This window comes from Streptomyces sp. NPDC008092 (assembly GCF_042957285.1).
Lineage (GTDB): Bacteria > Actinomycetota > Actinomycetes > Streptomycetales > Streptomycetaceae > Streptomyces.
In genome coordinates, this window is sequence record NZ_JBIBHY010000018.1 from 100446 (window position 1) to 124631 (window position 24186).

General features: G+C 73.8%; 22 protein-coding genes. 8 read left to right on the forward strand and 14 right to left on the reverse strand.

Annotated elements, in window-relative coordinates:
- Positions 1–2 precede the first annotated feature (2 nt).
- Positions 3–2627 carry a family 78 glycoside hydrolase catalytic domain gene (locus tag ACFZB3_RS42240; RefSeq protein ID WP_391387023.1) on the forward strand — a complete coding sequence of 875 codons (2625 nt, stop codon included), beginning with the start codon at positions 3–5 and terminating at the stop codon, positions 2625–2627.
- A 150-nt stretch (positions 2628–2777) separates the two neighbouring features.
- On the opposite strand, the gene rplT is transcribed toward ACFZB3_RS42240, so the two are convergent.
- From rplT to infC, 3 genes are all read right to left on the reverse strand, one after another.
- Positions 2778–3161, reverse strand: coding sequence for a 50S ribosomal protein L20 (rplT, locus tag ACFZB3_RS42245; protein ID WP_020938960.1), 384 nt, complete (start codon positions 3159–3161; stop codon positions 2778–2780).
- 101 nt (positions 3162–3262) lie between these two features.
- Entirely contained in the window at positions 3263–3457 is a 195-nt protein-coding gene (gene rpmI, locus ACFZB3_RS42250; RefSeq protein ID WP_046726698.1) for a 50S ribosomal protein L35, read from the reverse strand.
- 133 nt (positions 3458–3590) lie between these two features.
- Entirely contained in the window at positions 3591–4274 is a 684-nt protein-coding gene (infC, locus tag ACFZB3_RS42255) for a translation initiation factor IF-3 (RefSeq protein ID WP_391387026.1), read from the reverse strand.
- 376 nt (positions 4275–4650) lie between these two features.
- Between infC and ACFZB3_RS42260 the strand changes: the two genes are divergently transcribed.
- Entirely contained in the window at positions 4651–5025 is a 375-nt protein-coding gene (locus tag ACFZB3_RS42260; protein WP_217550395.1) for a DUF1844 domain-containing protein, read from the forward strand.
- Between the two features lie 15 nt (positions 5026–5040).
- Here the strand turns inward: ACFZB3_RS42260 and ACFZB3_RS42265 are convergent, their stop codons facing one another.
- Complete coding sequence (locus ACFZB3_RS42265) at positions 5041–5775, reverse strand: SseB family protein (protein WP_391387029.1); 735 nt, start codon at positions 5773–5775, stop codon at positions 5041–5043.
- 150 nt (positions 5776–5925) lie between these two features.
- Here ACFZB3_RS42265 and ACFZB3_RS42270 point away from each other — a divergent pair, with 150 nt between their 5' ends.
- The gene (locus tag ACFZB3_RS42270; protein ID WP_391387032.1) at positions 5926–6942 is read left to right on the forward strand and encodes a serine hydrolase; all 1017 of its coding nucleotides are present in this window, start codon (positions 5926–5928) and stop codon (positions 6940–6942) included.
- 142 nt (positions 6943–7084) lie between these two features.
- On the opposite strand, the gene mycP is transcribed toward ACFZB3_RS42270, so the two are convergent.
- Both mycP and ACFZB3_RS42280 read right to left on the reverse strand, forming a co-directional pair.
- The gene (mycP, locus tag ACFZB3_RS42275) at positions 7085–8248 is read right to left on the reverse strand and encodes a type VII secretion-associated serine protease mycosin (protein ID WP_391387035.1); all 1164 of its coding nucleotides are present in this window, start codon (positions 8246–8248) and stop codon (positions 7085–7087) included.
- On the reverse strand, positions 8245–9192 hold the full coding sequence (locus ACFZB3_RS42280) for a hypothetical protein (protein WP_391387038.1): 948 nt from the start codon (positions 9190–9192) through the stop codon (positions 8245–8247). The genes mycP and ACFZB3_RS42280 overlap by 4 nt, the downstream gene beginning before the upstream one ends.
- A gap of 1865 nt (positions 9193–11057) precedes the next feature.
- Between ACFZB3_RS42280 and ACFZB3_RS42285 the strand changes: the two genes are divergently transcribed.
- Positions 11058–12260, forward strand: a complete 1203-nt coding sequence (locus tag ACFZB3_RS42285) for an alanine racemase (RefSeq protein ID WP_391387042.1) — start codon at positions 11058–11060, stop codon at positions 12258–12260.
- A gap of 26 nt (positions 12261–12286) precedes the next feature.
- On the opposite strand, the gene ACFZB3_RS42290 is transcribed toward ACFZB3_RS42285, so the two are convergent.
- Genes ACFZB3_RS42290 through ACFZB3_RS42305 form a run of 4 tightly spaced genes read right to left on the reverse strand, consistent with a single transcriptional unit; the run spans position 12287 to position 16700 of the window.
- A complete protein-coding gene (locus ACFZB3_RS42290) occupies positions 12287–13096 on the reverse strand; it encodes a DUF2510 domain-containing protein (RefSeq protein ID WP_391387307.1) in 810 nt (269 codons plus the stop codon).
- A 48-nt stretch (positions 13097–13144) separates the two neighbouring features.
- Positions 13145–13945, reverse strand: coding sequence for a 3-oxoacyl-ACP reductase (locus tag ACFZB3_RS42295; protein WP_391387045.1), 801 nt, complete (start codon positions 13943–13945; stop codon positions 13145–13147).
- Positions 13942–15327, reverse strand: coding sequence for an aldehyde dehydrogenase family protein (locus tag ACFZB3_RS42300; RefSeq protein ID WP_391387048.1), 1386 nt, complete (start codon positions 15325–15327; stop codon positions 13942–13944). Before ACFZB3_RS42300 ends, ACFZB3_RS42295 begins: the two co-directional genes overlap by 4 nt.
- Positions 15328–15335: 8 nt before the next feature.
- Positions 15336–16700: a glutamine synthetase family protein gene (locus tag ACFZB3_RS42305; RefSeq protein ID WP_391387051.1), complete on the reverse strand. Its 1365-nt coding sequence runs from the start codon at positions 16698–16700 to the stop codon at positions 15336–15338.
- A 94-nt stretch (positions 16701–16794) separates the two neighbouring features.
- On the opposite strand from ACFZB3_RS42305, the gene ACFZB3_RS42310 reads away from it, so the two are divergent.
- Positions 16795–17529, forward strand: coding sequence for a FadR/GntR family transcriptional regulator (locus tag ACFZB3_RS42310; RefSeq protein ID WP_388920122.1), 735 nt, complete (start codon positions 16795–16797; stop codon positions 17527–17529).
- A 59-nt stretch (positions 17530–17588) separates the two neighbouring features.
- Complete coding sequence (locus ACFZB3_RS42315) at positions 17589–18281, forward strand: gamma-glutamyl-gamma-aminobutyrate hydrolase family protein (protein WP_391387054.1); 693 nt, start codon at positions 17589–17591, stop codon at positions 18279–18281.
- Between the two features lie 271 nt (positions 18282–18552).
- Here the strand turns inward: ACFZB3_RS42315 and ACFZB3_RS42320 are convergent, their stop codons facing one another.
- Positions 18553–19473 carry a LysR substrate-binding domain-containing protein gene (locus ACFZB3_RS42320; RefSeq protein WP_391387058.1) on the reverse strand — a complete coding sequence of 307 codons (921 nt, stop codon included), beginning with the start codon at positions 19471–19473 and terminating at the stop codon, positions 18553–18555.
- A gap of 70 nt (positions 19474–19543) precedes the next feature.
- On the opposite strand from ACFZB3_RS42320, the gene ACFZB3_RS42325 reads away from it, so the two are divergent.
- Positions 19544–20662 carry a TDT family transporter gene (locus ACFZB3_RS42325; protein WP_391387060.1) on the forward strand — a complete coding sequence of 373 codons (1119 nt, stop codon included), beginning with the start codon at positions 19544–19546 and terminating at the stop codon, positions 20660–20662.
- Here the strand turns inward: ACFZB3_RS42325 and ACFZB3_RS42330 are convergent.
- The 3 genes from ACFZB3_RS42330 to ACFZB3_RS42340 form a co-directional block, all read right to left on the reverse strand.
- A complete protein-coding gene (locus ACFZB3_RS42330; RefSeq protein WP_391387062.1) occupies positions 20574–21284 on the reverse strand; it encodes a helical backbone metal receptor in 711 nt (236 codons plus the stop codon). The two genes, ACFZB3_RS42325 and ACFZB3_RS42330, sit on opposite strands and share 89 nt — an antisense overlap.
- 97 nt (positions 21285–21381) lie before the next feature.
- A complete protein-coding gene (locus tag ACFZB3_RS42335) occupies positions 21382–21954 on the reverse strand; it encodes a helix-turn-helix domain-containing protein (RefSeq protein ID WP_391387065.1) in 573 nt (190 codons plus the stop codon).
- Positions 21955–22105: 151 nt separating this feature from the next.
- Positions 22106–23083: a hypothetical protein gene (locus ACFZB3_RS42340; RefSeq protein ID WP_391387069.1), complete on the reverse strand. Its 978-nt coding sequence runs from the start codon at positions 23081–23083 to the stop codon at positions 22106–22108.
- Positions 23084–23223: 140 nt separating this feature from the next.
- Between ACFZB3_RS42340 and ACFZB3_RS42345 the strand changes: the two genes are divergently transcribed.
- Positions 23224–24153: a 5'-3' exonuclease H3TH domain-containing protein gene (locus ACFZB3_RS42345; protein WP_391387310.1), complete on the forward strand. Its 930-nt coding sequence runs from the start codon at positions 23224–23226 to the stop codon at positions 24151–24153.
- Positions 24154–24186 lie beyond the last annotated feature (33 nt).

Consider the following 24186-nt stretch of genomic DNA (forward strand, 5'->3'; position numbering starts at 1 on the left):
CCGTGCGGAGCACTGTCGGCACCCCCGTCTTCGAACACCATCGCGAGCCCCTGGGCATCGGCGAGCCCGCGCCCCGGCTGAGCTGGCGCACGGAGACCGGCGTCCCGGACTGGCGGCAGAGCGCCCACCAGGTCCAGATCACCGATGCCGAAGGCACCGTCACCACGGACACCGGGCGCGTCGAGTCCGCCGAGTCCGTCCTCGTCCCCTGGCCCGGCGCGCGGCTCGGCTCGCGCGAGCGGGTCGGCGTACGCGTCCGGGTGTGGGGCGAGGGGGAGAGCGACCCCTCGCCCTGGTCGCCGGTCGGGTACGCGGAGACCGGCCTGCTGGAGCCCGCCGACTGGACGGCCCGGCCCGTCACCCCCGACTCCGGGACCCCTGACGGACCCCTGCCCGCGGCCCTGCTGCGGCATGACTTCGACCTGGCCGGTCCCCTCGCCTCGGCCCGGCTGTACTGCACCGCCTTCGGTGTCTACACGGCCGAGATCAACGGCACGGCGGTCGGCGACCACGTCCTGTCCCCCGGCTGGACCTCCTACCAGCACCGGCTGCGCTACCAGACCTTCGACGTGACCGCCCTGCTGCGGCCCGGCCGCAACACCCTCGGCGCGCTGCTCGGCGAGGGCTGGTACACCGGACGCCTCGGCTTCGGCGGCGGCAGCCGGCACCTCTACGGCGAACACCGGGCGCTGCTGGCCCAGTTGGAGATCGAGTACGCCGACGGCACGACGGCGGTCGTCGGCACCGACGAACGGTGGCGCACGGCGACCGGCCCCGTGCTGCGCTCGGAGATCTACGACGGCGAGGCCTGTGACGCCCGGCTGGAGCAACCGGGCTGGTCCACACCAGAGTTCGACGCGTCCGGCTGGCGGCCTGTCACCGAACTCGCCGCGCCCACCGCCGAACTGGTGGCCCCGACCGGCCCGCCGGTCCGGCGCATCGAGGCCCTGCGCCCGGCCGAGGTGCTCACCACGCCGTCCGGGCGGACCGTCCTGGACTTCGGCCAGAACCTGGTGGGGCGGCTGCGGATCAGGGTGTCGGGTCCGGCCGGTCACGAGGTCACCCTGCGCCACGCCGAGGTGCTGGAGGACGGTGAGCTGAGCGTCCGCCCGCTGCGGCACGCCCGCGCCACGGACACCTATGTGCTGCGCGGCGAGGGGGTGGAGACCTACGAGCCGCACTTCACGTTCCACGGCTTCCGCTACGCCGAGGTGGACGGCTGGCCGGGCGCGCTCGACCCCGCCGACGTCGAGGCGGTGGTCCTGCACACGGACCTGGAACGCACCGGCTGGTTCGAGTGCTCCGACCCGCTGGTGAACCGGCTGCACGAGAACGTCGTGTGGGGCATGCGCGGCAACTTCCTCGACGTCCCCACGGACTGCCCGCAGCGCGACGAACGCATGGGCTGGACCGGCGACCTCCAGGTCTTCGCCCCCACCGCGTCCTTCCTCCACGACTGCTCCGGCATGCTGGCCGGCTGGCTGCGCGACCTGGCCGCCGAGCAGCTGGCCCGGCCGGACGGGGTGCCGCCGCTGGTCGTGCCCGACGTACTGCCGGACATGTTCCCGCCGACCGCGCAGGCGGTGTGGGGCGATGTCGCGGTGCTGCTGCCGTGGACTCTGTACCAGCGGTTCGGGGACCTGGGGGTGCTGCGCGACCAGTACCCGAGCATGCTGGCCTGGGGCGAGGCCACGATCCGGCTGGTCGCGGCGGGCGGCGGCCTGTGGCGGCAGGAGTTCCAGCTCGGTGACTGGCTGGACCCGGCGGCCCCGCCGGACCGGCCCGGCGACGCCCGCACCGACGGGGACCTGGTGGCGAACGCCTATGTCGTCCGCTCGGCCGAGGTGCTGGCCGACACCGCCGCGCTGCTCGGCCACGAGGACGACGCGGCCCGCTTCCGGGAGCACGCGCGGGCGGTGCGGGAGCGGTTCGCCGACCGTTTCGTCACCCCGGACGGCCTGCTCTCCTCCGACGCGCAGACGGCGTACGCGCTGGCCCTGAACTTCGCGCTGCTGCCGACGCGGCGGCAGCGGCGGGGCGCGGCGGAGCGGCTGGCCGAGGTCGTGCGGCGCGCCTCGTTCCGCATCGCCACCGGTTTCGCGGGTACGCCGCTGATCTGCGACGCCCTGTGCGCGGCGGGCGAGCCGCAGCTGGCGTACCGGATGCTGCTGGAGAAGGAGTGCCCGTCGTGGCTGTACCCGGTGACCATGGGCGCCACCACCATCTGGGAGCGCTGGGACTCGATGCTGCCCGACGGCAGCGTCAATCCGGGTGAGATGACCTCGTTCAACCACTACGCGCTGGGCGCGGTCGCCGACTGGCTGCACCGCACGGTGGCGGGTCTGGCGACCGCCGGACCGGGCTGGCGGCGCCTGCGGATCGCCCCGGTGCCGGGCGGGGACCTGACCTGGGCGAAAGCGGCACACCTCACGCCGTACGGTAGAGCTGAGGCAGGCTGGCGCATCGAGGAGACGCCCGAGGGGCGCGTGCTGGTGGTCGAGGCCCTGATTCCACCGGGCACCCATGCCGAGGTCCACCTCCCGAGCGGCGAACCCCCGCAGGAGATCGGCCCGGGCCACCACACGTTCCACCGCGACTGGACAACACCGGTGACGGCGACCCCCTAGGGGCGCTGGGGGTACCCCCGGCCGAAGGCTGGGGGAGGAACTGCGCGACCAGCCCCCACCGGCCCGCAGCCGAAGAACCGGCAACAACAGGACCCGCAAGCCATTCAGCCTGCGGGTCCTCACGTCACGTCGGCCGAAGCCAGCGCAGCGTCACGCCGCCTTGGGGGCGTTCACGTCCGACGGCAGCGCCTTCTGGGCCACCTCGACGAGCGCGGCGAAGGCGTTGGCGTCGTTGACGGCCAGCTCCGCGAGGATCTTGCGGTCGACCTCGACGTTCGCGGCCTTCAGACCCTGGATGAAGCGGTTGTAGGTGATGCCGTTGGCGCGGGCAGCGGCGTTGATGCGCTGGATCCACAGCTGACGGAAGTCGCCCTTGCGCTTCTTGCGGTCGTTGTAGTTGTAGACCAGCGAGTGGGTGACCTGCTCCTTGGCCTTGCGGTACAGGCGCGAGCGCTGACCGCGGTAGCCGGAGGCCGCCTCGAGGATCGCCCGGCGCTTCTTGTGGGCGTTGACTGCCCGCTTGACGCGTGCCACTTTTTAACTCCTTGTAGCGGGGCCGCGGTTGGACTCACGCGGCCCGGAAACGACTGGGTCCCGGTTGTGCTGACTCAGGGCGCCGTGCGGGCGCCCGCGTGTCACTTGCCGAGAAGCTTCTTGATCTTCGCGGTGTCACCCGGGGCCATCTCGGCGTTGCCGGTGAGGCGGCGCGTCACACGGGACGACTTGTGCTCAAGCAGGTGGCGCTTGCCGGCGCGCTCACGCAGCACCTTGCCGGAGCCGGTGACCTTGAAGCGCTTGCTGGCACCGCTGTGCGTCTTGTTCTTCGGCATAGCGCCGTTATCTCCTCGTCGGTGGCGCTCCGGTGCCCGGTCGCGAAACCGGGCACGGTGGAACGTCGCTCTTGTATCGGTTACAACCTGGGGCTCGCGCCCCTGGTGCTGACCTGGGGCGTTACCCCCGGGGTCACGCCTCGGCGTGCTCCTCAGCAGGCACCTCGACCTCAGCGGCCTCGACCTCGGTCTCGGCAGGGTTCTGCGAGCGGCCGGGGTTGGCCTTCGCCTCGGCCTTGCGGGCCTCCTGCGCCTGACGGGCCTCGGCCATCGCCTCGGTCTTCTTCTTGTGCGGACCGAGAACCATGATCATGTTCCGGCCGTCCTGCTTCGGGTTCGACTCCACGAAACCGAGGTCCTGGACGTCCTCCGCGAGACGCTGCAGCAGTCGGTAGCCCAGCTCGGGCCGGGACTGCTCGCGACCACGGAACATGATCGTGATCTTGACCTTGTCGCCCTGCTTGAGGAACCGGACGACGTGACCCTTTTTGGTGTCGTAGTCGTGCGGGTCGATCTTCGGCCGGAGCTTCATTTCCTTGATGACCGTGTGCGCCTGGTTCTTGCGCGCCTCACGGGCCTTCATGGCCGACTCGTACTTGAACTTGCCGTAGTCCATGAGCTTGCAGACCGGCGGGCGTGCGCTCGCCGCCACCTCGACCAGGTCGAGGTCGTACTCCTGGGCAAGCTCCAGCGCCTTGGCAAGCGGAACAATCCCGACCTGCTCGCCGCTGGGACCGACAAGTCGCACCTCGGGAACGCGAATCCGGTCGTTGATGCGGGGCTCGGTGCTGATGGATCCTCCTCGGTAGCACCACACGACGGTCTGGCGGACAGCCGCGTAACGTCTGTTTCGTAAGACCTAACCGCACCGAAGCAGAAAAAATGCCCCGGACGATCACAGGCGGGGCTCCTCGAACTACCGGAACACCGCCGCGAGGATCGCGGGGCGCAGAATCGGACGGAACGCCGTCGCCGTGAACGGCGAAGCGACCGTCTGACCGGTGACCCGCCGCCCGAGAGGGCGGTCAGGTGGGAGTTCGAAGCCTCCACTTGTGGGCCGGTTCAGCTAGCGGTGAGGCATACCTGTCCGGCCGGTCGTCACACCAGGCTAGCAGCAAAGCCGGGGCGGGGCTAATTGAGACGACCTGGGGCTAAGTAAGAGCCCCGGTGCCCCTGCGCCTATCGTGTGGGGCATGAGTGAGACGCCCCTTCCCGGCCCCGGTGACGCCGGGCAGCCCGACTTCGACGAGATGACCCGCGACATCGCGGAGGTCCCCGCGGTCGAGGTGATCGTGACGGTCGCCGTCAACCTGATGAGCGCCGCGGCCGTGAAGCTCGGTCTGACCGAGGAGGGCGACAAGTACAAGGACCTGGACGAGGCCCGCAAGCTGGTCACCGCCCTCGCCGGGCTGCTCGACGCGTCCGCGACCGAGATCAGCTCCTTCCACGCGGCCCCGCTGCGGGACGGCCTGAAGTCGCTGCAGCTGGCCTTCCGCGAGGCCTCGATCGTCCCCGACGAGCCCGGCCAGGGCCCCGGCGAGAAGTACACCGGCCCGGTCTACGGCTAGCGGCCGGTCCGGCGGTCAGTCCCTGACGTACAAGGGCTCGCCCGGAGGCGTGGTCCCGGCCGGCAGCAGTGCCAGGTCGAGGCCGCGCACCAGGCGGGCCCGCAGTGTCTCGTCGGCGGCGAGCCGCTCGGCGACGGCCCGGGCGGCCTCGGCGGGGGGTGCGGCGGCCGGGTCGAGGACCAGCGCCAGCGTTCCGTCGGCCGCCCCGGGCCCGAGGTGGGCACTGAGCACGGCGGGCTCGGCGGCCACCGCGGCCCGGACGGCCCCGACCACGGCCGGGTCGGCGAGCGGGTCGACGGTCGTACGCCCCTCTGCGAGGGCGAGCAGCGCGGCGCCGGTCAGCTCGAACGGCACCGGCCCGGAGAGGTCGAGCACCACGGTGTCGGCCTTCTCGTGCGCGGCGGCCTGGAGCGCCTGGTGCAGGGGTACGGCGACGGGCCGGGCCGCCGGGTCCCAGCGGGCCAGCGACTCGGTGGAGGTGAAGGCCGGCAGGGCGGTGCGGTGGCCCGCCTTCAGGGTGGGGACGGCCATGTCGCTGGTCTTCTCGCGGCGCAGCCCGTTCTCGTCCTCCTCGACCTCGCCGAGCACGGCGACCACCGGCACCAGGAGCCGGGCGCCCTTCAGCGCCTCAAGGACCGGTCCGACGGCGCCGCGGTCCACGGCCCAGGCGGCCAGCGCGGCGGCCAGCCGGGGGTCGGCGGAGCCGTCGTCGTCGGAGAAGCCGGAGTCGGGAATGTTCTTGTTCGCCACGGTCCCCGACCCTATCGGTGGGATGCTGCTGCGGTTGTGCGGCCCCCGAAACCGCATCGACACGGGTTTCACGGGAATCTCAGATTTCCCTGACCTGGTTCTAACTTCCAGCAAACGGCTCACACAGTCCCCGCCCCCAGCATCGCGGGCATGGAGTCCCCCAGAGCCACCTCAGGATCCCGCCGGGCCCGGCGCCGCGCCCGGCCCCGGCGCCGGGCCCTTCTCTACGTCTCCCTCGCCACGGTCGCCGTCGTCGGGGCCACCGCGGCGGGGACCGTGTACGTGAAGGCGCACGCCCGCGGCAACGACGTATCCTCGGCGGCGTCGCCGGCGCCGTCCTCCTCGGCCTCGGCTTCGGCGAGTGGGGAGGCATCGGTGGAACCCGTGACGGAACCGGCCGTGGACCGGGACGCGCTGCTGGGTTCGGCGCTGGGGAAGGTCACCGTGCCGTCCGGGGCGAAGGTCTCCGCGGCCGTCCTCGACCTGGACTCCGGCGACAGCGCGACGTACGGCGACTCCGCCTTCGACACCGCGAGCATCGTCAAGGTCGACATCCTCGCGACGCTGCTGCTGCAGGCGCAGGACGCCGGCCGGCATCTGACGGCGACGGAGAAGGCGTACGCCACGAAGATGATCGAGAACAGCGACAACACGTCGGCGTCCCAGCTGTGGGACGTCATCGGCAAGGCGACGGGCCTGGACGCCGCGAACAAGCGGTTCGGGCTGACGTCGACCGAAGGCGGCGACGGGGCGCTGTGGGGGCTGACGCAGACCACCGCCGCCGATCAGCTCACCCTGCTCCAGCAGGTGTTCGGGGACGACTCGAAGCTGAGCGAGGCCTCGCAGGAGTACATCCAGGGGCTGATGAAGACGGTCGAGTCGGACCAGCGGTGGGGCGTCTCGGCCGCCGCCGACGGCTCGGGGTTCGAGCTGAAGAACGGGTGGCTGGCGCGGAGCACGACGGGGCTGTGGGACGTCAACAGCATCGGGCGGGTGACGGCGGGCGGGACGGACTATCTGGTCGCCGTGCTGTCGAAGGGGACCGTGAGCCAGGCGAGGGGGATCTCGCTGGTGGAGGCGGCCGCGAAGGCGGCGGTGGGGTCGTTCACGGAGTCTGCGGAACCTGCGGAGTCTTCCGAGCCTGCGTCTGCTTCGGCTTCGCAGTAACGGGAGGGTTCGACGGTTCGCGGGCGGGTGCGGGCCGGTGGGAGCTGGTCGCGCAGTTCCTCCCCCAGCCTTCGGCCGGGGGTACCCCCAGCGCCCCTTTCGGGGCGCTTCATCTTGGGGTCGTTACAAGAGCCAGGGCTCTTCAGAGGGATCTGCGGCGGCTTCTCCACAGCACCACCGACGCCGCCAGCAGCACTCCGCCCGAGCCGCCTGCCAGGGGTGCTGCCCAGTCCGTCGCGCTGGTCGTCTTCTCCTCCGGGTCCGGGCCGGAGCCGAAGTACTTCTTGCTGTACGACGCCGACGTCAGGTCCTGCGTCTTCAGCCTGGCCGCGGACTTGATGGCGGCCGCCGGGTCGATCATGCCGAAGCCCCGGGAGTCGTCACGGCCGCCGGCCGGGGCGTCGCGGGCGGTGTCCTCCAGGAGTTTCTTGATCTGGGCCGGGGTGAGCCCGGGGTGGGCGGCCTTGATCAGGGCCACGGCTCCGGAGACGAAGGCGGAGGCGGCGCTCGTCCCCCAGCCCTCGTAGTACTTGTGGTCCGGGTCGGCGATGACGATGTCGACGCCGGGCGCGCTGACCGTGGCGTACCAGCGGCGGGTGGAGAAGCCGGCGCGGGTGCCGAACTTGTCCACCGCGGTGGCCGCGATGACACCGGGGTAGGCGGCCGGGTAGGAGATGTGGTCGCCCTTGTCGCCGCCGTTGCCGGCCGAGGCGACGACCACGACGTCCTTCTTCAGGGCGTACTGGATGGCCTCGTCCTCGCTGGGCTCGGGGTGCGCCGAGTCGGAGTCGTCGCCGAGGGAGAGGTTGATGACGTCGGCGCCGTGGTCGGCGGCCCAGCGGATGCCCTCGGCGAGGGCGTTGCCCCGGGTGGAGCGGGCCTTGGCGCGGGCGCTGTCGCCGTCTTCGAGGATGACCCGGACGGGCAGGATCCTCGCCTCGGGCGCGACCCCCATCACGCCGTCGCCGTTGCCGACCCCGTGGCCGTGACCGGCGATGATGCCGGCCATGGCGGTGCCGTGCCGGGCCCAGTCGCGGTCGCCGGGACCGGCGCCGAAGCCGATCATGTCCTTGGCGGCCAGGACGTTGCCGGCGAGGTCCGGGTGGTCGGCCTCGACGCCGGTGTCCAGGACGGCGACGGTGATGCCCCTGCCCTTGGTGGTCTGCCAGGCCTCGTCGAGGTGCAGGGCGGACAGGCCCCACTGCTGGGCGCGGATGCTGTCCGCGTACGCGGTCGTGGACGGCAGCAGGGCGAGCGAGCCGGCCAGCAGCAGGCTCACCGCGGCCCCGGTTGCGCGGCGCTTCATGAGGGCTTCTCCGTTGCCGGTCCTGCGATGTTCTGGCGCAGTCGCCGTTCGATGCGGTCGGCCAGGCCCTCCGCCTCGTTGCCGAGGCCGGCCTGGGCCGCGGCCGTGGTCGCACCGGACGCCTCGGCGTCGGCGGCGGGCTGCGGGGTGTCGACGGTACGGCCGTCGGCCCAGCCGGAGACGGCGTAGGCGACGACCGGGGCGTCGGTGAGCACGGAGATCGTCCAGGAGGCGCGCTGGTGCGGGCCGAACCGCTCGGCGGCGGTGCCCTTCGCGGCGTACGGGCTGGGCAGCAGGTCGGTCCGGCGGTCCAGGCGCTCGTCCGTGAACCGTTTGGCGAGTGCGGTCATGCCGACCGGGTCCGCCTTGGTGAACAGCAGGCCGACGGTCGTCACATAGCTCTGGGTGGCGTCGGTGTAGGTGGCGCGGATCAGACGCTGGCAGCCGACGGGGGCGAGGGCCTTGCGCAGCAGCGGGTCGAAGGCGTCGGAGCAGCCGCCGGCCGGGGCGACGGCGATCCGGGTCCAGGTGCGGTCGGCTCCGCCGGGGCCGGCGCCGGTGCCCTGCACGGTGCGCGGGAACAGTTCGTCGACGGGCACGTTGTGCCAGAGGCCGGCGGCGGAGCTGAAGCTGGTCGCCGCGCCCGCGTCACCGCCGTCGTCGATGATCCAGCCGCCGGTGACCGCGCCGCCGATGAGGCCGAGGCCGAGGACCATGCAGGCGGCGGCGAGGGCGGTACGGGGCGCCACGCGACCGGCCAACGACAGCCCCCGCCCACGCTCGTCGTATCCCTCGGGCTCACCGAAGCTGACAACGGGCCGCTCCCGGCCGGGAGTTCCCGCGGAGGCGCTCCAGGACATCGAGGGGTCCGGGGCGGGGGTGAAGGAGTGGGGCGGCGGGGCGGTGTCGCGGTAGGCGGGCGGAGCGGGAACGGGATGCGGCACGGTGGCGGGGTGCGGCACGGTGGCGGAGTCCGGACGGGCCGGAGCCGGGGCGCCGGCCGGAGCTGCCGACGGCCGCGGTGGCGCCGTCGCCGCCGAGCGGGGCGGGGTGTCGACGGCCGGGAACGCCGTAGTGGTCGCCGAGGGAGCCGCGGGACGTGTCCGGGCAGCGCTGTCCGGGAGCCCCGCCGGACGCGGCGGACCGGAGGCCGCCGGGCCATCCGGCCGAGGCGGCACCTCGCCGCCCGGGGCACCGGCGGCGGGAGGCACCGTGGGACGCGGCGGAGCGGCGGGCGCCGGGGCGCTCGCCTGACGCGCGGGCCCGCTGACGGCCGCAGGGCCGGCCGGACGCGCGGGTGCACCGGTCGGCGGCGGGCCGGCCGGGCGCGAGGGTGTGCCTGCCGTCGGGGCCTGCGCCGGGCGCGGCGGTGTGCCGGCCGTCGGAGCGTCCGCCGGGCGCGGCGGGGTGTCGGCGGACGGAGGCCGGGGCGGCCGGGGCGGCGGCGGGGTGGCCTTCGGGGGTGTCGTGGGGCGCGGCGGGGCGGTCGGGACGGGGAACGTCCGCATGTGCGGGCTCCACGCGCTGCCCGAGTCCTGCGTGCCGATGGCCGTGGCGGGGTAGTCGCCGCGCGGCGGTTCGTACCGGCCCGGCCCGGTCGCACCGGACGTGCTCCCGTTCGTGTCGCCCGCCGGTGCGGACGGCGTGCCGGGGCGTGCGGCCGACGGCCCTGCGGCGCCACGCCGCTCGTCCGACGACGGCTCCGGTTCCGCCGCCGTACGGAGGGGGCGCGGCGAAGCGGCCGGTCCCGGCCCGGAATCCGCGCGCCGCGGCGCCGGGCCCGAGCCGTAGGACAGCCGGAAGGGCGCGCCCCGCCCGGGCTCCCGCCTCGGGGACGCGGGCGGCACGGTACGGCCGGGCTCCCGGTCCGGGGACGCCGACGGCCCCCCTCGGCCGGGATCCGCGCCGAAGAACGCCGACGGCGCCGAGGGCATCGCCCGGCCCGGCTCCCGGCCGGAGGGAGCGGGAGGGGCGTCCGGGAAGCGGGCCGAGGCCGGTGGCGGAGGCGGGGAGGTGCCGGCGGGGTTCTGGGACGGCTGGTCCTGTGGCGGCCGGAAGCCGGGGTGGCGGGGCCGAACGATGCGTTCGGCGGACGTCGAGCGGCCGACAGCCCGGTCCCCCGCACCCTGTTCGACCTGCCCCACCGCACCGCCCCGACTCGTCCGGTCATCACGACTCTGCTGCCCGCCGGGCCGTCCCGGCAGCTGGTCCTGCCCGGTGGTCCCGGCCCCACCAGTGAATACGTCGGGCCGCCGCGACCGGTTCACCCGGCTCGGCCGGTCGAAGAACCCGGGCCGGTCCGCACGCGGGGGCGCGTCGGCCGTGCCCGGGGCATCGCCCGGTCCGGTCCCGCCGGTTCCCGGCCGGTCCGACCGGCCGGACGCGTGGGCCGCGTGGGTCGTGTGCGGGACCTCGGTCCGCCCGGTCCCGCCGTTGCCCGGCAGGGCTCCGTCGGCCGTTGGCGCAGGCTCCCCGGTGGGCTCCGTCGGGGTGTGGTCGGGCGAGGGGCGTCGCGGGATCGGGGCGTGCCGCGCTTCACCGCTCATGCGCCCCCCGTTTCCTCGTGCCCGGGCCAACTCCTCGTGCGGGCCGTCGTGCTCCCCGGCGCGAAGGCGTCCGCCCCCGGGCAGGCATACCCGCACGCGCGGATCCGCATCCCGGCGCGGGTCAGGCGGCCGGGCCGTTCCGCCGTACGTGCGCGTCACTCTACGGGTTGTGCGAGCGCGAACGGCAACCAGTCCACGGGCCCGCGGCATCTGCCCGGATCGTCCCCCTACCCTGCGGTAATCCTGTCTGGCAGGCTTCGTTCATGACTGCGCGCGCCGCCGACCGGGCCCGTTACGACCGGGCCACCGCCCATCTCGACGCCCCTCTCGCGATCGTGGACCTCGATGCCTTCGACGCCAACGCGGACGACCTCGTGCGCCGGGCCGGCGGCAAGCCGATCCGGGTCGCGAGCAAGTCCGTGCGCTGCCGCCACCTGCTGGAGCGGGTGCTCGCGAAGGAGGGCTTCGCGGGGATCATGTCGTTCACACTCGCGGAGTCGCTGTGGCTCGCGCGGTCGGGGTTCGAGGACATCCTGCTGGCGTATCCGTCCGCCGACCGGAGCGCGTTCGCCGAGCTGGCCGCCGACCCGAAGCTGGCCGCCGCCGTGACCGTGATGGTCGACGACCCGGCGCACCTCGACCTGATCGACGCCGCGCGTGACGGCGGCAGCGAAGTGGTCCGGGTCTGCCTGGAGTTGGACACCTCGCTGAAGCTGTTCGGGGGCCGGGTGCGGGTCGGGGCCCGGCGCTCGCCGCTGTACTCCCCCGCCCAGCTCGCCGACCTGGCGCGGACCGTGGCCCGGCGGCCGGGCTTCAAGCTGGTCGGGATCATGGGGTACGAGGGGCACATCGCCGGGGTCGGGGACGATGTCGCCGGCCGGCCGCTGCGCTCCCGCGCGGTGCGGCTGATGCAGGCCACCGCCCGCCGTGAGCTGGCCGAGCGGCGCGCCGCGGTGGTGCGGGCGGTCCGGGCGGTGGCGCCGGACCTGGAGTTCGTCAACGGCGGCGGCACGGGCAGCGTGCAGACCACGGCGGCGGAGGACGCGGTCACCGAGATAGCGGCGGGGTCGGGGCTGTACGTGCCGCGGCTCTTCGACAACTACACGTCGTTCACCGGCCGTCCGGCCGCGCTGTTCGCCATGCCGGTGGTCCGGCGGCCCGGTGTCGGGGTCGTGACCGTCCTCGGCGGCGGCTACCCGGCCTCCGGCGCCGCGGGCCCGGACCGGCTCCCGGTGCCGTACCTCCCGGAGGGGCTCTCGTACGACCCGCAGGAGGGTCCCGGCGAGGTGCAGACCCCGCTGCTCGGCTCCGCCGCGGACGACCTCCTGATCGGCGACAAGGTGTGGTTCCGGCACGCCAAGGCGGGCGAGCTGTGCGAGCGGTTCGCCGAGCTGCAGCTGGTCGAGGGCGACCGGGTGACGGCGACCGTGCCGACGTACCGGGGCGAGGGCCAGACGTTCCTGTAGACGTCCAGGGCCGGTGGGCCGGGCGGCTAGGGCCGGTCCGCCGGGCGGATGCCCTTCGTGATCGCGTCCATGTCGGACAGCGGCGGTCCGTCCGGGCCCGCGTCGAAGACGAACCGGACGACGGCCGGGGCCGGGATGCCGCTGTCGGACGGGAAGGCCAGGGACTGGACGTAGCCGCCCGGTCCGTCGGCCGTGCGGACCCGCCAGCGCACCAGGTAGCCGTCGCGGCCCGCCACCGCGACCCGCCCCGCCTTGACCACCTGGTGGGACCGGATGCCCCCGTACGGCCGCCGGCCGCCGGGTTCCCGGCCGTAGGCCGCCTCGGCCGCGTCGGGTACGTCGCGTTCGGCGACGGTGCGCGGGGAGGCGCCGTCGGCGCTGCCGGCGGTACGGCTGATGACCTGGCCGTGGCGGCACCGGCCGGTGTCGGCGGGGCAGGCGTAGGTGCCGTCGGTGGTCATCACGACGTCGTCCTGGGCAAGGTACGAGGAGCCGGTCCAGCCGGCCGGCACCGGCAGGGTGATGCCGTTGAGCTGGTCGACGACGAGGGACGGGGGTGCCGCCGCGCTGGGGGCGGCACGGACCGTCGTGTCGGCGCGGCCGTTCGCCTCGTCGGTGCGGAGCACGGTCGCGCCGGAGACCACCGCCGTGGCCAGCACGGCGGCGGCGGATATCAGCGCGACCGCCCTGGCCCGGCCGGGCGCCCGGGCCGCCGGGGCCGGCGGCGCGGGGAACCCGGCCGGGGTGCGCCGGTGCTCGGTCCAGGCCCGTCCGTCCCACCAGCACTCCAGGTGCGGGGCCTCGGGGTCGGCGTACCAGCCGGGCGGCGGCGTCATGCTCACTCCCGCACTGTAAGGCGGGGGCCGGGGTCCGTACACGGACTCCTAGAGGGGCGTGACGTACGCCCCGGAGATCCCGCCGTCGACCAGGAAGTCGCTGGCGTTGACGAACGAGGAGTCGTCGCTGGCCAGGAAGGCGACGGCGGCGGCGATCTCCTCGGCCTCGGCGAACCGGCCGAGCGGGATGTGCACCAGGCGGCGGGCGGCCCGCTCGGGGTCCTTGGCGAACAGCTCCTGCAGGAGCGGGGTGTTGACCGGTCCGGGGCAGAGGGCGTTGACGCGGATGCCCTCCCGGGCGAACTGCACGCCCAGTTCACGGGACATGGCCAGGACTCCGCCCTTGGAGGCGGTGTAGGAGATCTGCGAGGTGGCCGCGCCCATCCGGGCCACGAAGGACGCCGTGTTGATGATGGAGCCCTTGCCCTGCTGCCGCATGTAGGGGATGGCGGCCTTGCAGCACAGGTAGACGGAGGTGAGGTTGACCTCCTGGACGCGCTTCCAGGCCTCCAGGCCGGTCTCCAGGATGGAGTCGTCGTCGGGCGGCGAGATACCGGCGTTGTTGAAGGCGATGTCGACGCTGCCGTAGGTGTCGAAGGCGGTCTTGAAGAGCGCCTCGACCTGTTCGGCGTCGGTGACGTCGACCTTGACGAAGATCCCGCCGACCTCCTCGGCGGCGGCCTTGCCGCGGGCCTCGTCGACGTCGCCGCAGACGACGTGGGCGCCCTCGGAGGCCAGCCGCCGGGCGGTGGCGAGGCCGATGCCGCTGCCGGCTCCGGTGATGACGGCGGTACGGCCGACGAGCCGGCGGCAGACGATGTCGGAGGACTCAGGGGTCTCAGCGGTCACTGTGCGGGGCCTTCCGTGCTGATGAAGACGTTCTTGGTTTCGGTGAAGGCGGTGAGCGCGTCCGGGCCGAGTTCGCGGCCGATCCCCGACTGCTTGAAGCCGCCGAAGGGGGTCCAGTAGCGGACGCTGGAGTGGGAGTTGACGGACAGGTTGCCGGCCTTGACGGCCTGGGAGACGCGCAGGGCGCGGCCCACGTCCCGGGTCCAGATCGAGCCGGAGAGGCCGTACTCGGTGTCGTTCGCGAGGCGGACGGCGTCGGCCTCGTCCTCGAAGGGGAGGACCACGGCGACGGGTCCGAAGACCTCCTCCGCGGCCACGCGCGCGTGCGGCTCGACGTCGGTGAGGACGGTGGGCGGGAACCAGAAGCCGGGGCCCTCGGGGGCCTTGCCGCGGATGCCGGGCGCGTCGGCGTCGACGTACGAACGGACCCGTTCCAGCTGGGCTCTGGAGATCAGCGGGCCCATGTCGGTCGTCTCGTCGGCCGGGTCGCCGACGGTGACGGACTCGATGGCGGGGGCGAGCAGCTCCAGGAAGCGGTCGTAGACGGGGCGTTGGACGAGGATGCGGGTGCGGGCGCAGCAGTCCTGGCCGGAGTTGTCCAGGAAGGACATGGGGGCGGCGGCTGCCGCGGCCTCGATGTCGGCGTCGGCGAAGACGAGGTTGGGGCTCTTGCCGCCGAGTTCGAGGGTGACGCGCTTCACCTGGTCGGCGCAGAGCGCCATGATGCGCTTGCCGACGCAGGTGGAGCCGGTGAACACGATCTTGGCGACGCCGGGGTGTTTCACGAGCGCCTCGCCCGCGATGCCGCCGCGGCCGGGGAGCACCTGGAAGAGGTGCTCGGGCAGGCCTGCCGTCAGGGCGAGTTCGGCGAGGCGCAGGGCGGTGAGCGGGGTGGTCTCGGCGGGCTTGAGGACGACGGCGTTGCCGGCGGCGAGGGCCGGGGCGGTGCCCCAGGCCGCGATGGGCATGGGGAAGTTCCAGGGGGCGATGATCCCGACCACCCCGAGGGGTTCGAGGAGGGTGACGTCCAGGCCGCCGGGTACCGGGATCTGACGGCCGGTGAGCCGCTCCACTCCCCCGGCCGCGTAGTCGAGCAGGTCGCGGACGTTGCCGGCCTCCCAGCGGGCGTTGCCGACGGTGTGCCCGGCCTCACGCACCTCCAGCTGTGCGAGTTCCTCGCGGTGTTCGTCGACGACGACGGCGAACCGGCGCAGCAGCCGGGCCCGTTCGCCGGGCGCGAGTGCGGCCCACCGCTCCTGGGCGAGCGCGGCCCGCCGGACGGCGGTGTCGACGTCCGCCGCCACGGCCCCCGGGACGGTCGCGATCACCTCTTCCGTGGCCGGGTCGAGGACGTCGAGTTCGTACTCGTGCTGTTGCGACAAGGCGTGCCTCACATGCGTTCGAAGGAGCGGCGCAGCTCCCAGTCGGTCACCGCGGCGTCGAAGGCCTCCAGTTCGACGCGGGCCATGTTGCGGTAGTGCGCGACGACCTCGTCGCCGAAGGCGGCCTTGGCGACGGGGCTGTTCTCCCAGAGCTCGGCGGCCTCGCGGAGGGTGGTCGGGACGTGCGCGAAGTCGGCGGTGTAGGCGTTGCCGGCGCAGGCCTCGGGCAGTTCCAGCTGCTGCTCGATGCCGTACAGCCCGGCGGCGACCAGGCCGGCGACGGCGAGGTGCGGGTTGACGTCGCCGCCGGGCAGCCGGTTCTCGAAGCGCAGCGAACGGCCGTGGCCGACGACGCGCAGCGCGCAGGTGCGGTTGTCCTGGCCCCAGGCGACGGCGGTGGGGGCGAAGGAGCCCGGCTGGAACCGCTTGTAGCTGTTGATGTTGGGCGCGTAGAGCAGCGAGAAGTCGCGGAGGGCCGCCAACTGCCCCGCGAGGAAGTGCCGCATGACGTCGGACATGCCGTGCCCGTCGGGGGCGGCGAAGACGTTGTGGCCGTCCGCGTCCGTCAGCGACAGGTGGATGTGGCAGGAGTTGCCCTCGCGCTCGTTGTACTTGGCCATGAAGGTGAGGGAGACGCCCTCCTGGGCGGCGATCTCCTTGGCACCGGTCTTGTAGATGGCGTGCTGGTCGCAGGTGACGAGGGCCTCGTCGTAGCGGAAGGCGATCTCGTGCTGGCCGGGGTTGCACTCGCCCTTGGCGGACTCGACGGTCAGCCCGGCGCCCGCCATCTCGTTGCGGATCCGGCGCAGTAGCGGCTCGATCCGGCCGGTCCCCAGCACCGAGTAGTCGATGTTGTACTGGTTGACCGGGGTCAGCCCCCGGTAGTTCGCGTCCCAGGCCGCCTCGTAGGTGTCCTTGAACACGATGAACTCCAGCTCCGTACCGACCTGTGCGGTGTAGCCGAGTTCGGCGAGGCGCTCCAGCTGGCGGCGGAGGATCTGCCGGGGCGCGGCGACGACCGGGGAGCCGTCGTTCCAGGCGAGGTCGGCGATGAGCATGGCGGTGCCCGCGTTCCAGGGCACGCGGCGGAGGGTAGAGAGGTCGGGGTGCATGGCGAAGTCGCCGTAGCCGCGGTCCCAGGAGGACATGGCGTAGCCGTCGACGGTGTTCATCTCGGTGTCGACGGCGAGCAGGTAGTTGCAGCCCTCGGTGCCGTGGCGCAGGACCTCGTCGAGGAAGAACCGGGCGGCGAACCGCTTGCCCTGCAGCCGCCCTTGCATGTCGGGGAAGGCCAGGACGACAGTGTCGATCTCACCGCCGGCGACGAGGGTGTGCAGCTCCTCGACGCTCAGCGGGGGTGTGCGGTCTGCCACGGGAGCTCCTTCGGCTGGCGATGCGCTACTGCGGCCGGACGGGGAGCTCTAAGGTATTGAACAGAACCATTGCTTGGGAAGGGGGTACGGCCATATGTCGCTGGACGCGGACGGCGCCCTCGACGACCCGTTGACTCCGGTGCTGCGACCGGTGCGGGCGGGCAACGGCTTCGAGGAGGCGCTGGAGCAGATCCTTCAGGTCGTCCGGCTGGGCCTGGTGCCGGGCGGCGAGCGGCTGCCCGCCGAGCGGGTGCTGGCCGAGCGGCTCGGGATCAGCCGGGTGACGCTGCGCGAGGTCCTGAAGGTGCTCCAGGACCAGGGTCTTGTGGAGTCCCGGCGCGGGCGGTACGGCGGGACGTTCGTGCTGCCGCGCACGGACGCGGGCGGCGAGGACGAGCTGCGGCGCCGGATCGCCGAGGTCGACATCGAGGACGTGCTGCGCTTCCGGGAGGTCCTGGAGGTCGGCGCGGCGGGCCTGTGCGCGGCGCACGGCCTGACCGGCGAGCAGGCGCTCCGCCTCCGCGAGGCGCTGGCCCGCACCCACGAGGCGCCGCTGGCGGACTACCGCCGCCTGGACACCCTGCTCCACCTCACGATCGCCGAACTGTGCGGCTCGCCCTCCCTGACCGCCCAGTACGCGGCGGTTCGGGCGACGGTCAACGACCTCCTCGACTGCATCCCGCTGCTGGTCCGCAACCTGGAGCACTCGCAGCGCCAGCACATCGCGCTGGTGGAGGCGGTGCTGGACGGGGACGCGGACGGCGCCCGGGAGATGATGCGGGAGCACTGCGCGGGGACGGCTGCGCTGTTGCGGGGCTTTCTGGCGTAGCGGCCCGCGCGCATGGCATAAAGGTGGGCACGCGCACCTTTATGACTCGGGAGGGGTCCATGACCGGACGGCCGCTGATCGGCGTGAGCACGTACCTGGAGGCCGGGGCGCGCTGGGGCGTCTGGGAGCTGGAGGCGGCCCTGCTGCCGGCCGGCTACCCGCGGCTGGTGCAGCGGGCCGGCGGCCTGGCGGCCATGCTGCCGCCGGACGCCCCGGAGCACGCGGCCGCGACGGTGGCACGACTGGACGGGCTGGTGATCGCGGGCGGCCCGGACGTGGAGCCGGTCCGTTACGGCGCCGAGCCCGATCCCCGCACCGGCCGTCCCGCCCGCGCCCGGGACGCCTGGGAACTGGCCCTCGTCGACGCTGCACTGACCGCGGGCATACCGCTGCTCGGGATCTGCCGGGGCATGCAGCTCCTGAACGTCGCGCTCGGCGGCACCCTCGTCCAGCACATCGACGGCCACGCGGAGGTCCCGGGCGTCTTCGGCCGCCACCCGGTCAAGCCGGTGCCCGGCACCCGGTACGCCGCGACGGTCCCGGAGGAGACGTCGGTCCCGACCTTCCACCACCAGGCGGTGGACCGCCTCGGAACGGGGCTGGTGGTGTCGGCGTACGCGACGGACGGCACGGCCGAGGCGATCGAACTGCCCGCCGGGCGCGGCTGGGTCCTCGGGGTCCAGTGGCACCCGGAGATGGCCGAGGACCTGCGGGTGATGCGCGCACTGATCGACGCCGCGTCGGCACACTGAGCCGGCTTCTCCGCCCCCGCCGCCCCTACCCGTCCCGTCCTTCCAGGGGGTGGGCCCCCTTCGACCGCCCGCTCCGGGGGCTGCCGCCCCCGGACCCCTGCTTCGGGCCCCCGCTTCGGCCTGAACGGCCTCGTCCTCAAACGCCGGACGGGCTGGATCCGCCACCCGCAGACCCCGAGCGGGCCGGATGGTGGGGCGCCCCTTCAAACAACCGAGTCGGGTGTGGGTGGGCAAAGGATGGGGGTCCAGGGGGGCGGAGCCCCTGGGAGGGTCACCCCCGGGTCAGGGACAGCAGTTCGCGGGCCGGGCCGGTCGGGCGGTGGCCGGTCGGCCAGACCGCCCGCAGGTCGCGGCGGAGGGTGACGCCCTCCAGCGGGACGCTGACCAGGCGTCGTATCGCCAGCTCCTCCCCCACCGCCAGTTCGCTGAGGACCGCGGGGCCCGCGCCGCCGACCGCCGACGCCTTCACCGCCGTGGTCGACGACAGTTCGATCAGCGGGCGGGCGAGGCCGCCCAGGGCCGCGTCAAGGACCTGCCGGGTGCCGGAGCCGCGTTCGCGCAGGATCAGCGGGGTCGCCGCCAGTTCCTCCGCGGCGAGCGGGCGCCGGCGGCGGGCCCAGGGGTGGGCAGGGGCCACGACCACGATCAGGCGGTCGTGGGCTATCACCGCCGAGTCAAGACCGTGCGGAACCGTCAGGCCCTCCACGAAGCCCAGGTCCGCCTCGTCCGCGAGCAGCCGTTCCGCCACCGCCGCCGAGTTGTCGGCGAGCAGGGACACCGCCGTGTCGGGGCGCTGGGCGCGCAGCGCGAGCAGCCAGCCGGGGAGCAGGTACTCGGCGATGGTCATGCTCGCCGCGACCCGCAGCCGCGAGTCCCGCCGGTCCCGGAGCGCCTGGGCACCCGCGTCGAAGGCCTCCGCCGCCTCCACCACCCGTCGCGCCCAGTCGGTCACCAGCGCCCCCGCGTCCGTGAGCCGGGAGCCGCGCGGCGAACGGTCGACCAGGGCCACGCCCAGCTGCCGTTCCATGGACCGGATCCGGCTGCTGGCCGCCGGCTGGGTGATGCCGACCTCCCGCGCCGCCGCCCCGAGGCTGCCCAGCCGGGCCACCGCCAGCAGCAGCTCCAGCGCGCCGAGGTCCGGCACCCGGTGCGCCAGCGTGCCGCCGCCCGCCCGTTCCTCCGTCTCGCTCATAAGACCAGCTTATGCCCCCATAGGGGCGGACTCCCTGGTCGCGGGCGTACCGCGGCGGGACCGTGGACCCATGTTCACCGCAGTCCGGAACCTCGGCCCCAACTGGTACGCGTCCGTCATGGGCACCGCGGCCCTCGCCCTCGGCGGCGCCGCACTCGGCGCCGACGGCCCGCGCGAGCTCTTCGTCGGCATCTGGGCACTGTCCCTGCTGCAGCTCCTGGTCCTGCTGGCCGCCCGTGCCCTGCACTGGGCGTACCACCGCGACCAGGCCCTCGCCCACCTCCACGACCCCGCGGTCGCCCCCTTCTACGGCTGCCTCGCCATGGCGCTGCTCGCCGTCGGCGCCGGTGCCCTCGCCCTCGGGCGGGACTGGATCGGCGAGCCGGCCGCCGTCGCGCTCGGCTCCGTGCTGTTCGTCGCCGGTACCGCCGTGGGACTCGTGGCCGCCGTCGCCCTGCCGTACCTGCTGGCCGTGCGGCACCGGGTCGAGCCCGGTCAGGCCTCGCCGGCGTGGCTGCTGCCGCTGGTCGCGCCGATGGTGTCGGCCGCGGTGGGGCCGCAGCTGGTCCCGCACCTGCCGGCCGGGCAGCCCCGCGAGGCCCTGCTCTACGGCTGCTTCGCGCTCTTCGGGCTGAGCCTGCTGGCCACGCTGCTGATGCTGACCCTCGTCTTCGCCCGGCTGGTCACCGGCGGTCCGCTGCCGCTCGCGCTGACGCCGACGGTCTTCCTGGTGCTGGGCCCGCTCGGGCAGTCGACGACGGCGACGGGCGCCTTCGCGGACCTCGCCCCCGGGGTCGTACCGGCCCCGTACGCGACCGGCTTCGCCCTCCTCGCCGTGCTGTACGGCGTTCCGGTCATGGGGTTCGCGCTGCTGTGGCTGGCGCTGGCGACCGCGCACGTGGTGCGGGCCCGGCGGCACGGCATGCGGTTCGCCATGACGTGGTGGGCCTTCACCTTCCCGGTGGGCACGTGCGTCACGGGCGCCGCCGCGCTCGGACGGCACACCGGGTTCACCGGCTACCACTGGCTGGCGGTGGGTCTGTACGCCGTCCTCGTCGCCGGCTGGCTCGCGGCCACCGCCGGCACCGTACGCGGGCTGCTCAGCGGTGAGCTGCTCGCAGGACCCCGCCCAGCACCCGCGGCGCCTCGGCGAGTGACGGTCCGTACCACGTCAGGTGCCGTCCGCTGAGCAGTGCGCACGGCAGCCCGGGGAACGCCTCCGGGCCGTCGGCGCCGGTGAAACGGTAGGGCTCGTCCGGGAGGACGACCAGCTCGGGGGCGGCGTCGAGCAGTTCTGCGACCGGGATCCGGGGGTAGCGCTCGGGGTGGTCTCCGAAGAGGTTGCGGACGCCGAGCCGGGCCAGCACGTCGCCCGCGAACGTGTCCCTGCCGAGGACCATCCACGGCCGCCGCCAGACGGGTACGACCGCCGTCGCGAACGGCTCGGGCACCGGTGCCGACCATGCCTGCTCCGCCTCGTCCAGCCAGCGGGGGCGGCCGCGCGCCCCGCACGCGGCCAGCATCCGGGCCAGCTCGCGGAAGGCCTGCGGCACGTTGCGCACCTCCGTGACCAGGACCTCCACACCGGCGGTGCGCAGGGCGTCCAGGTCGGGGGCGCGGTTCTCCTCCTCGTTGGCGACCACCAGGTCGGGGGCGAGGGCGAGGACGCGGTCGACGGCGGGGTTCTTGGTGCCGCCGACGCGGGTGACGTCGAGGCCGGCCGGGTGGGTGCACCAGTCGGTGGCGCCGACCAGGACGTCGGGGAGCGTTTCCGCGATGGCCTCGGTGAGGGACGGAACGAGGGAGACCACGCGCCGTGCTGCACCGCGGGTGGGTGGTGGCTGGTCGCGCAGCGCCCCGCGCTCCGTACGGGGCGTTTCGGGACGGGGCGGTCCGGATCCGGCGACGTCAGCGCTGGCGATCCTGGACCGCCTCGATGTGCTCCGCCACCGCGACCACGACCACCCGGGTGTCCGGGACCGTCGCGCGCCAGCGGTGGCGGACCCCGCCGGTGAGGTACAGGGTGTCGCCGCGGCCGAGGCGGTAGGCGCGGCCCTCGGCCTCGACCTCCACGGCGCCGTCGGCGACGTACATCAACTCGTCGTTGCGGTGCTGGAATTCGCGGCCGGCGTCATGGTCGCCGGTGAACTCCGAGGCGTGCAGCTGGTGGTGACCGCGGACCAGGGAACGCACCTGGGGCGCGAAGTCCGGCTCGGCGGTGCCGTCGGCGCGTACGACGTCGACGCTGCACGCCGGATCGGCGGCGGCGAGGAGTTCGACGGCCGTGGTGCGCAGGGCGTCGGCGAGCTTCTCCAGGGAGGCGCGGCTGGGGCGGGCCCTGTCGTTCTCGACCTGGCTCAGGAAGGGCACCGACAGGCCGCTGCGTTCGGCCACGACGGCGAGGGTGAGCTCCAGCGCACGGCGGCGCCGCCGGACTGCCGCGCCCACCCGCACGGGCTGCTGGTCTTTGTGGTCGCCCATCGCTCCGGCTCCCTCCTTCGCTCGTCGTTCCGTCCTTCGGGTGCCCGGCTGCGGCCGGACCCCTCCTGATGGGTTCTCTGCACCCTACGCATGTTCGGCAAACCGTTTCAGGCGGCCGTCACATCCCCGTCACGTCCGGTGAGTGCGACCCTCACAGTTCGCGCCAGTACACGAGCTCGCCGGACTCGCCGGGCGCGGACTCCTCCTTCGGGATGAACACGCTGACCAGGAGGGCCGGACGGCCGTCCGGGTCGGTGATCAGCGCGGCCGACGGATTGGCGAAGGCGCGGCTGCCGCCGGGGGTGCGCGGACTCAGCCGGTCGGCCCGGCCGGAGGCGGGGTCGTAGGCGTACGTCGACCAGGTCCCGAAGTCGTTCCGCAGGCGCTGACCCTCGATCAGGACCAAGGGGCGCCCGAGGAGTTCGACGCGGGCACGGTCGCCGATGTTCCCGGCGGTGCCCCAGGCCAGGAGTGCCTGGTCGAGGCGGTGGTCCGGGCGGGCCCGCCAGACGGTGAAGTCCCGCAGGGTGGCGCGGAGTTGGCGGTCGGTGGCGCAGTCGGCGCGGTAGTGCCCGGTCAGTTCCACGGTGTCGCCGTGGACCGCGGTGATGTCGGGGGTGCCCTCGGCGCAGCGGGAGAGGGTGCGGGGCGCGTCGAACGCACGGTCGGCCGTTCCGGTCAGCAGGGCGAAAAGGCTTGGGTAGTGCCGTAGCGCTATGTGGTTGGCCGGATCCTTTTCGTAGGCGAGGACCCATCCGCCGGTGCCGTCGGTGTGCACGGAGGGCTGGCTGGTGCCGGGGCCGAAGTCGTGCCGGCGGGTCCAGGTGCGCAGGTCGGTGGAGGTGGCGACGGCCGTGTGGAAGCGGCCGTCGGCGAGGTTGGTGTGGTAGACGGCGAGGTAGCCGCCGCCGTACGCCTCCGGTATCCGGGTGATCTCGGCGGTGTCCATGGTGCGGCCGGTGTCGTCCCGGGCGTCGAAGACGGCGCCGTCCGCCTGCCGCACGTCCCCGGCGAGTTCCTCGAAGCGGGCGGTGGCCGCCGACGCCGGGTCCGGGCTCGCCTCCGAGAACCGGGGTACGGCCACGACGGCCGTCAGCAGCAGGAGGAGCGGCAGGAGCTGGCGGAACACGGGCTGCTCACAGGAACGGGCGGGGACGGGGCGTCAGAGAGTACGGCTCCCGGCCGGGCCGGGAGCGGGCCGGCCGGGGTGGACTTCGCCACACGGGCGGCCGTACGGGGACCCGGTCGCCGTCAGTGCCGTACGGCATGATGCGTGGCGTGACCGCACGACTGATGCTTCTCGACACCGCCTCGCTGTACTTCCGCGCCTACTTCGGCGTCCCGGACTCCGTGAAGGCGCCGGACGGAACGCCGGTGAACGCCGTGCGCGGGCTGCTGGACTTCATCGACCGGCTGGTCAAGGACCACCGTCCGGACCTGCTGGTGGCCTGTATGGACGCCGACTGGCGACCGCAGTGGCGGGTCGATCTCATCCCCTCCTACAAGGCGCACCGGGTCGCCGAGGAGCGCGCGACGGGACCGGACCGGGAGGAGGTGCCGGACACCCTCTCCCCGCAGGTACCGGTCATCGAGGAGGTGCTGGACGCGCTCGGCATCGCGCGGGTCGGTGTCACCGGGTACGAGGCCGACGACGTGATCGGCACCTTCACCGCGCGCGCCGCGGGCCCGGTGGACATCGTCACCGGCGACCGCGACCTCTACCAGCTGGTGGACGACGGGCGCGGGGTCCGCGTGCTGTACCCGCTCAAGGGTGTCGGCACGCTGCAGATGACGGACGAGGCGTGGCTGCGCGAGAAGTACGGGGTGGACGGCGGCGGGTACGCCGACCTGGCGCTGCTGCGCGGCGACCCGAGCGACGGCCTGCCGGGGGTGCCGGGCATCGGGGAGAAGACGGCCGCGAAGCTCCTCGCCGAGTTCGGCGACCTGGCCGGGATCATGGCCGCGGTCGACGATCCGAAGGCGAAGCTCACGCCGTCGCAGCGCAAGCGGCTGGACGAGGCCCGGCCGTATGTCGCCGTGGCGCCGAAGGTGGTCCGGGTGGCCGGTGACGTCCCGCTGCCGGACGTCGACACGGCACTGCCGAAGGCCCCCCGCGATCCCGCGCGGCTGGACGCCCTGGCCGCCCGCTGGGGTCTGGGCGGCTCGCTGAACCGCCTGCTGGCGACGCTGGAGGCCTGACACCCGAAGGAATTCTTCCGGCAAAACCCGCGC

Bases quoted from the DNA above. Each gene is read 5' to 3' on its own strand.
- rpmI (WP_046726698.1), bottom strand. From the start codon at position 3,457: ATGCCGAAGAACAAGACGCACAGCGGTGCCAGCAAGCGCTTCAAGGTC.
- ACFZB3_RS42260 (WP_217550395.1), top strand. From the start codon at position 4,651: ATGAGTGAGACGCCCCTTCCCGGCCCCGGTGACGCCGGGCAGCCCGAC.
- ACFZB3_RS42270 (WP_391387032.1), top strand. From the start codon at position 5,926: ATGGAGTCCCCCAGAGCCACCTCAGGATCCCGCCGGGCCCGGCGCCGC.
- mycP (WP_391387035.1), bottom strand. From the start codon at position 8,248: ATGAAGCGCCGCGCAACCGGGGCCGCGGTGAGCCTGCTGCTGGCCGGC.
- ACFZB3_RS42285 (WP_391387042.1), top strand. From the start codon at position 11,058: ATGACTGCGCGCGCCGCCGACCGGGCCCGTTACGACCGGGCCACCGCC.
- ACFZB3_RS42290 (WP_391387307.1), bottom strand. From the start codon at position 13,096: ATGACGCCGCCGCCCGGCTGGTACGCCGACCCCGAGGCCCCGCACCTG.
- ACFZB3_RS42310 (WP_388920122.1), top strand. From the start codon at position 16,795: ATGTCGCTGGACGCGGACGGCGCCCTCGACGACCCGTTGACTCCGGTG.
- ACFZB3_RS42315 (WP_391387054.1), top strand. From the start codon at position 17,589: ATGACCGGACGGCCGCTGATCGGCGTGAGCACGTACCTGGAGGCCGGG.
- ACFZB3_RS42320 (WP_391387058.1), bottom strand. From the start codon at position 19,473: ATGAGCGAGACGGAGGAACGGGCGGGCGGCGGCACGCTGGCGCACCGG.
- ACFZB3_RS42325 (WP_391387060.1), top strand. From the start codon at position 19,544: ATGTTCACCGCAGTCCGGAACCTCGGCCCCAACTGGTACGCGTCCGTC.
- ACFZB3_RS42335 (WP_391387065.1), bottom strand. From the start codon at position 21,954: ATGGGCGACCACAAAGACCAGCAGCCCGTGCGGGTGGGCGCGGCAGTC.
- ACFZB3_RS42345 (WP_391387310.1), top strand. From the start codon at position 23,224: ATGCGTGGCGTGACCGCACGACTGATGCTTCTCGACACCGCCTCGCTG.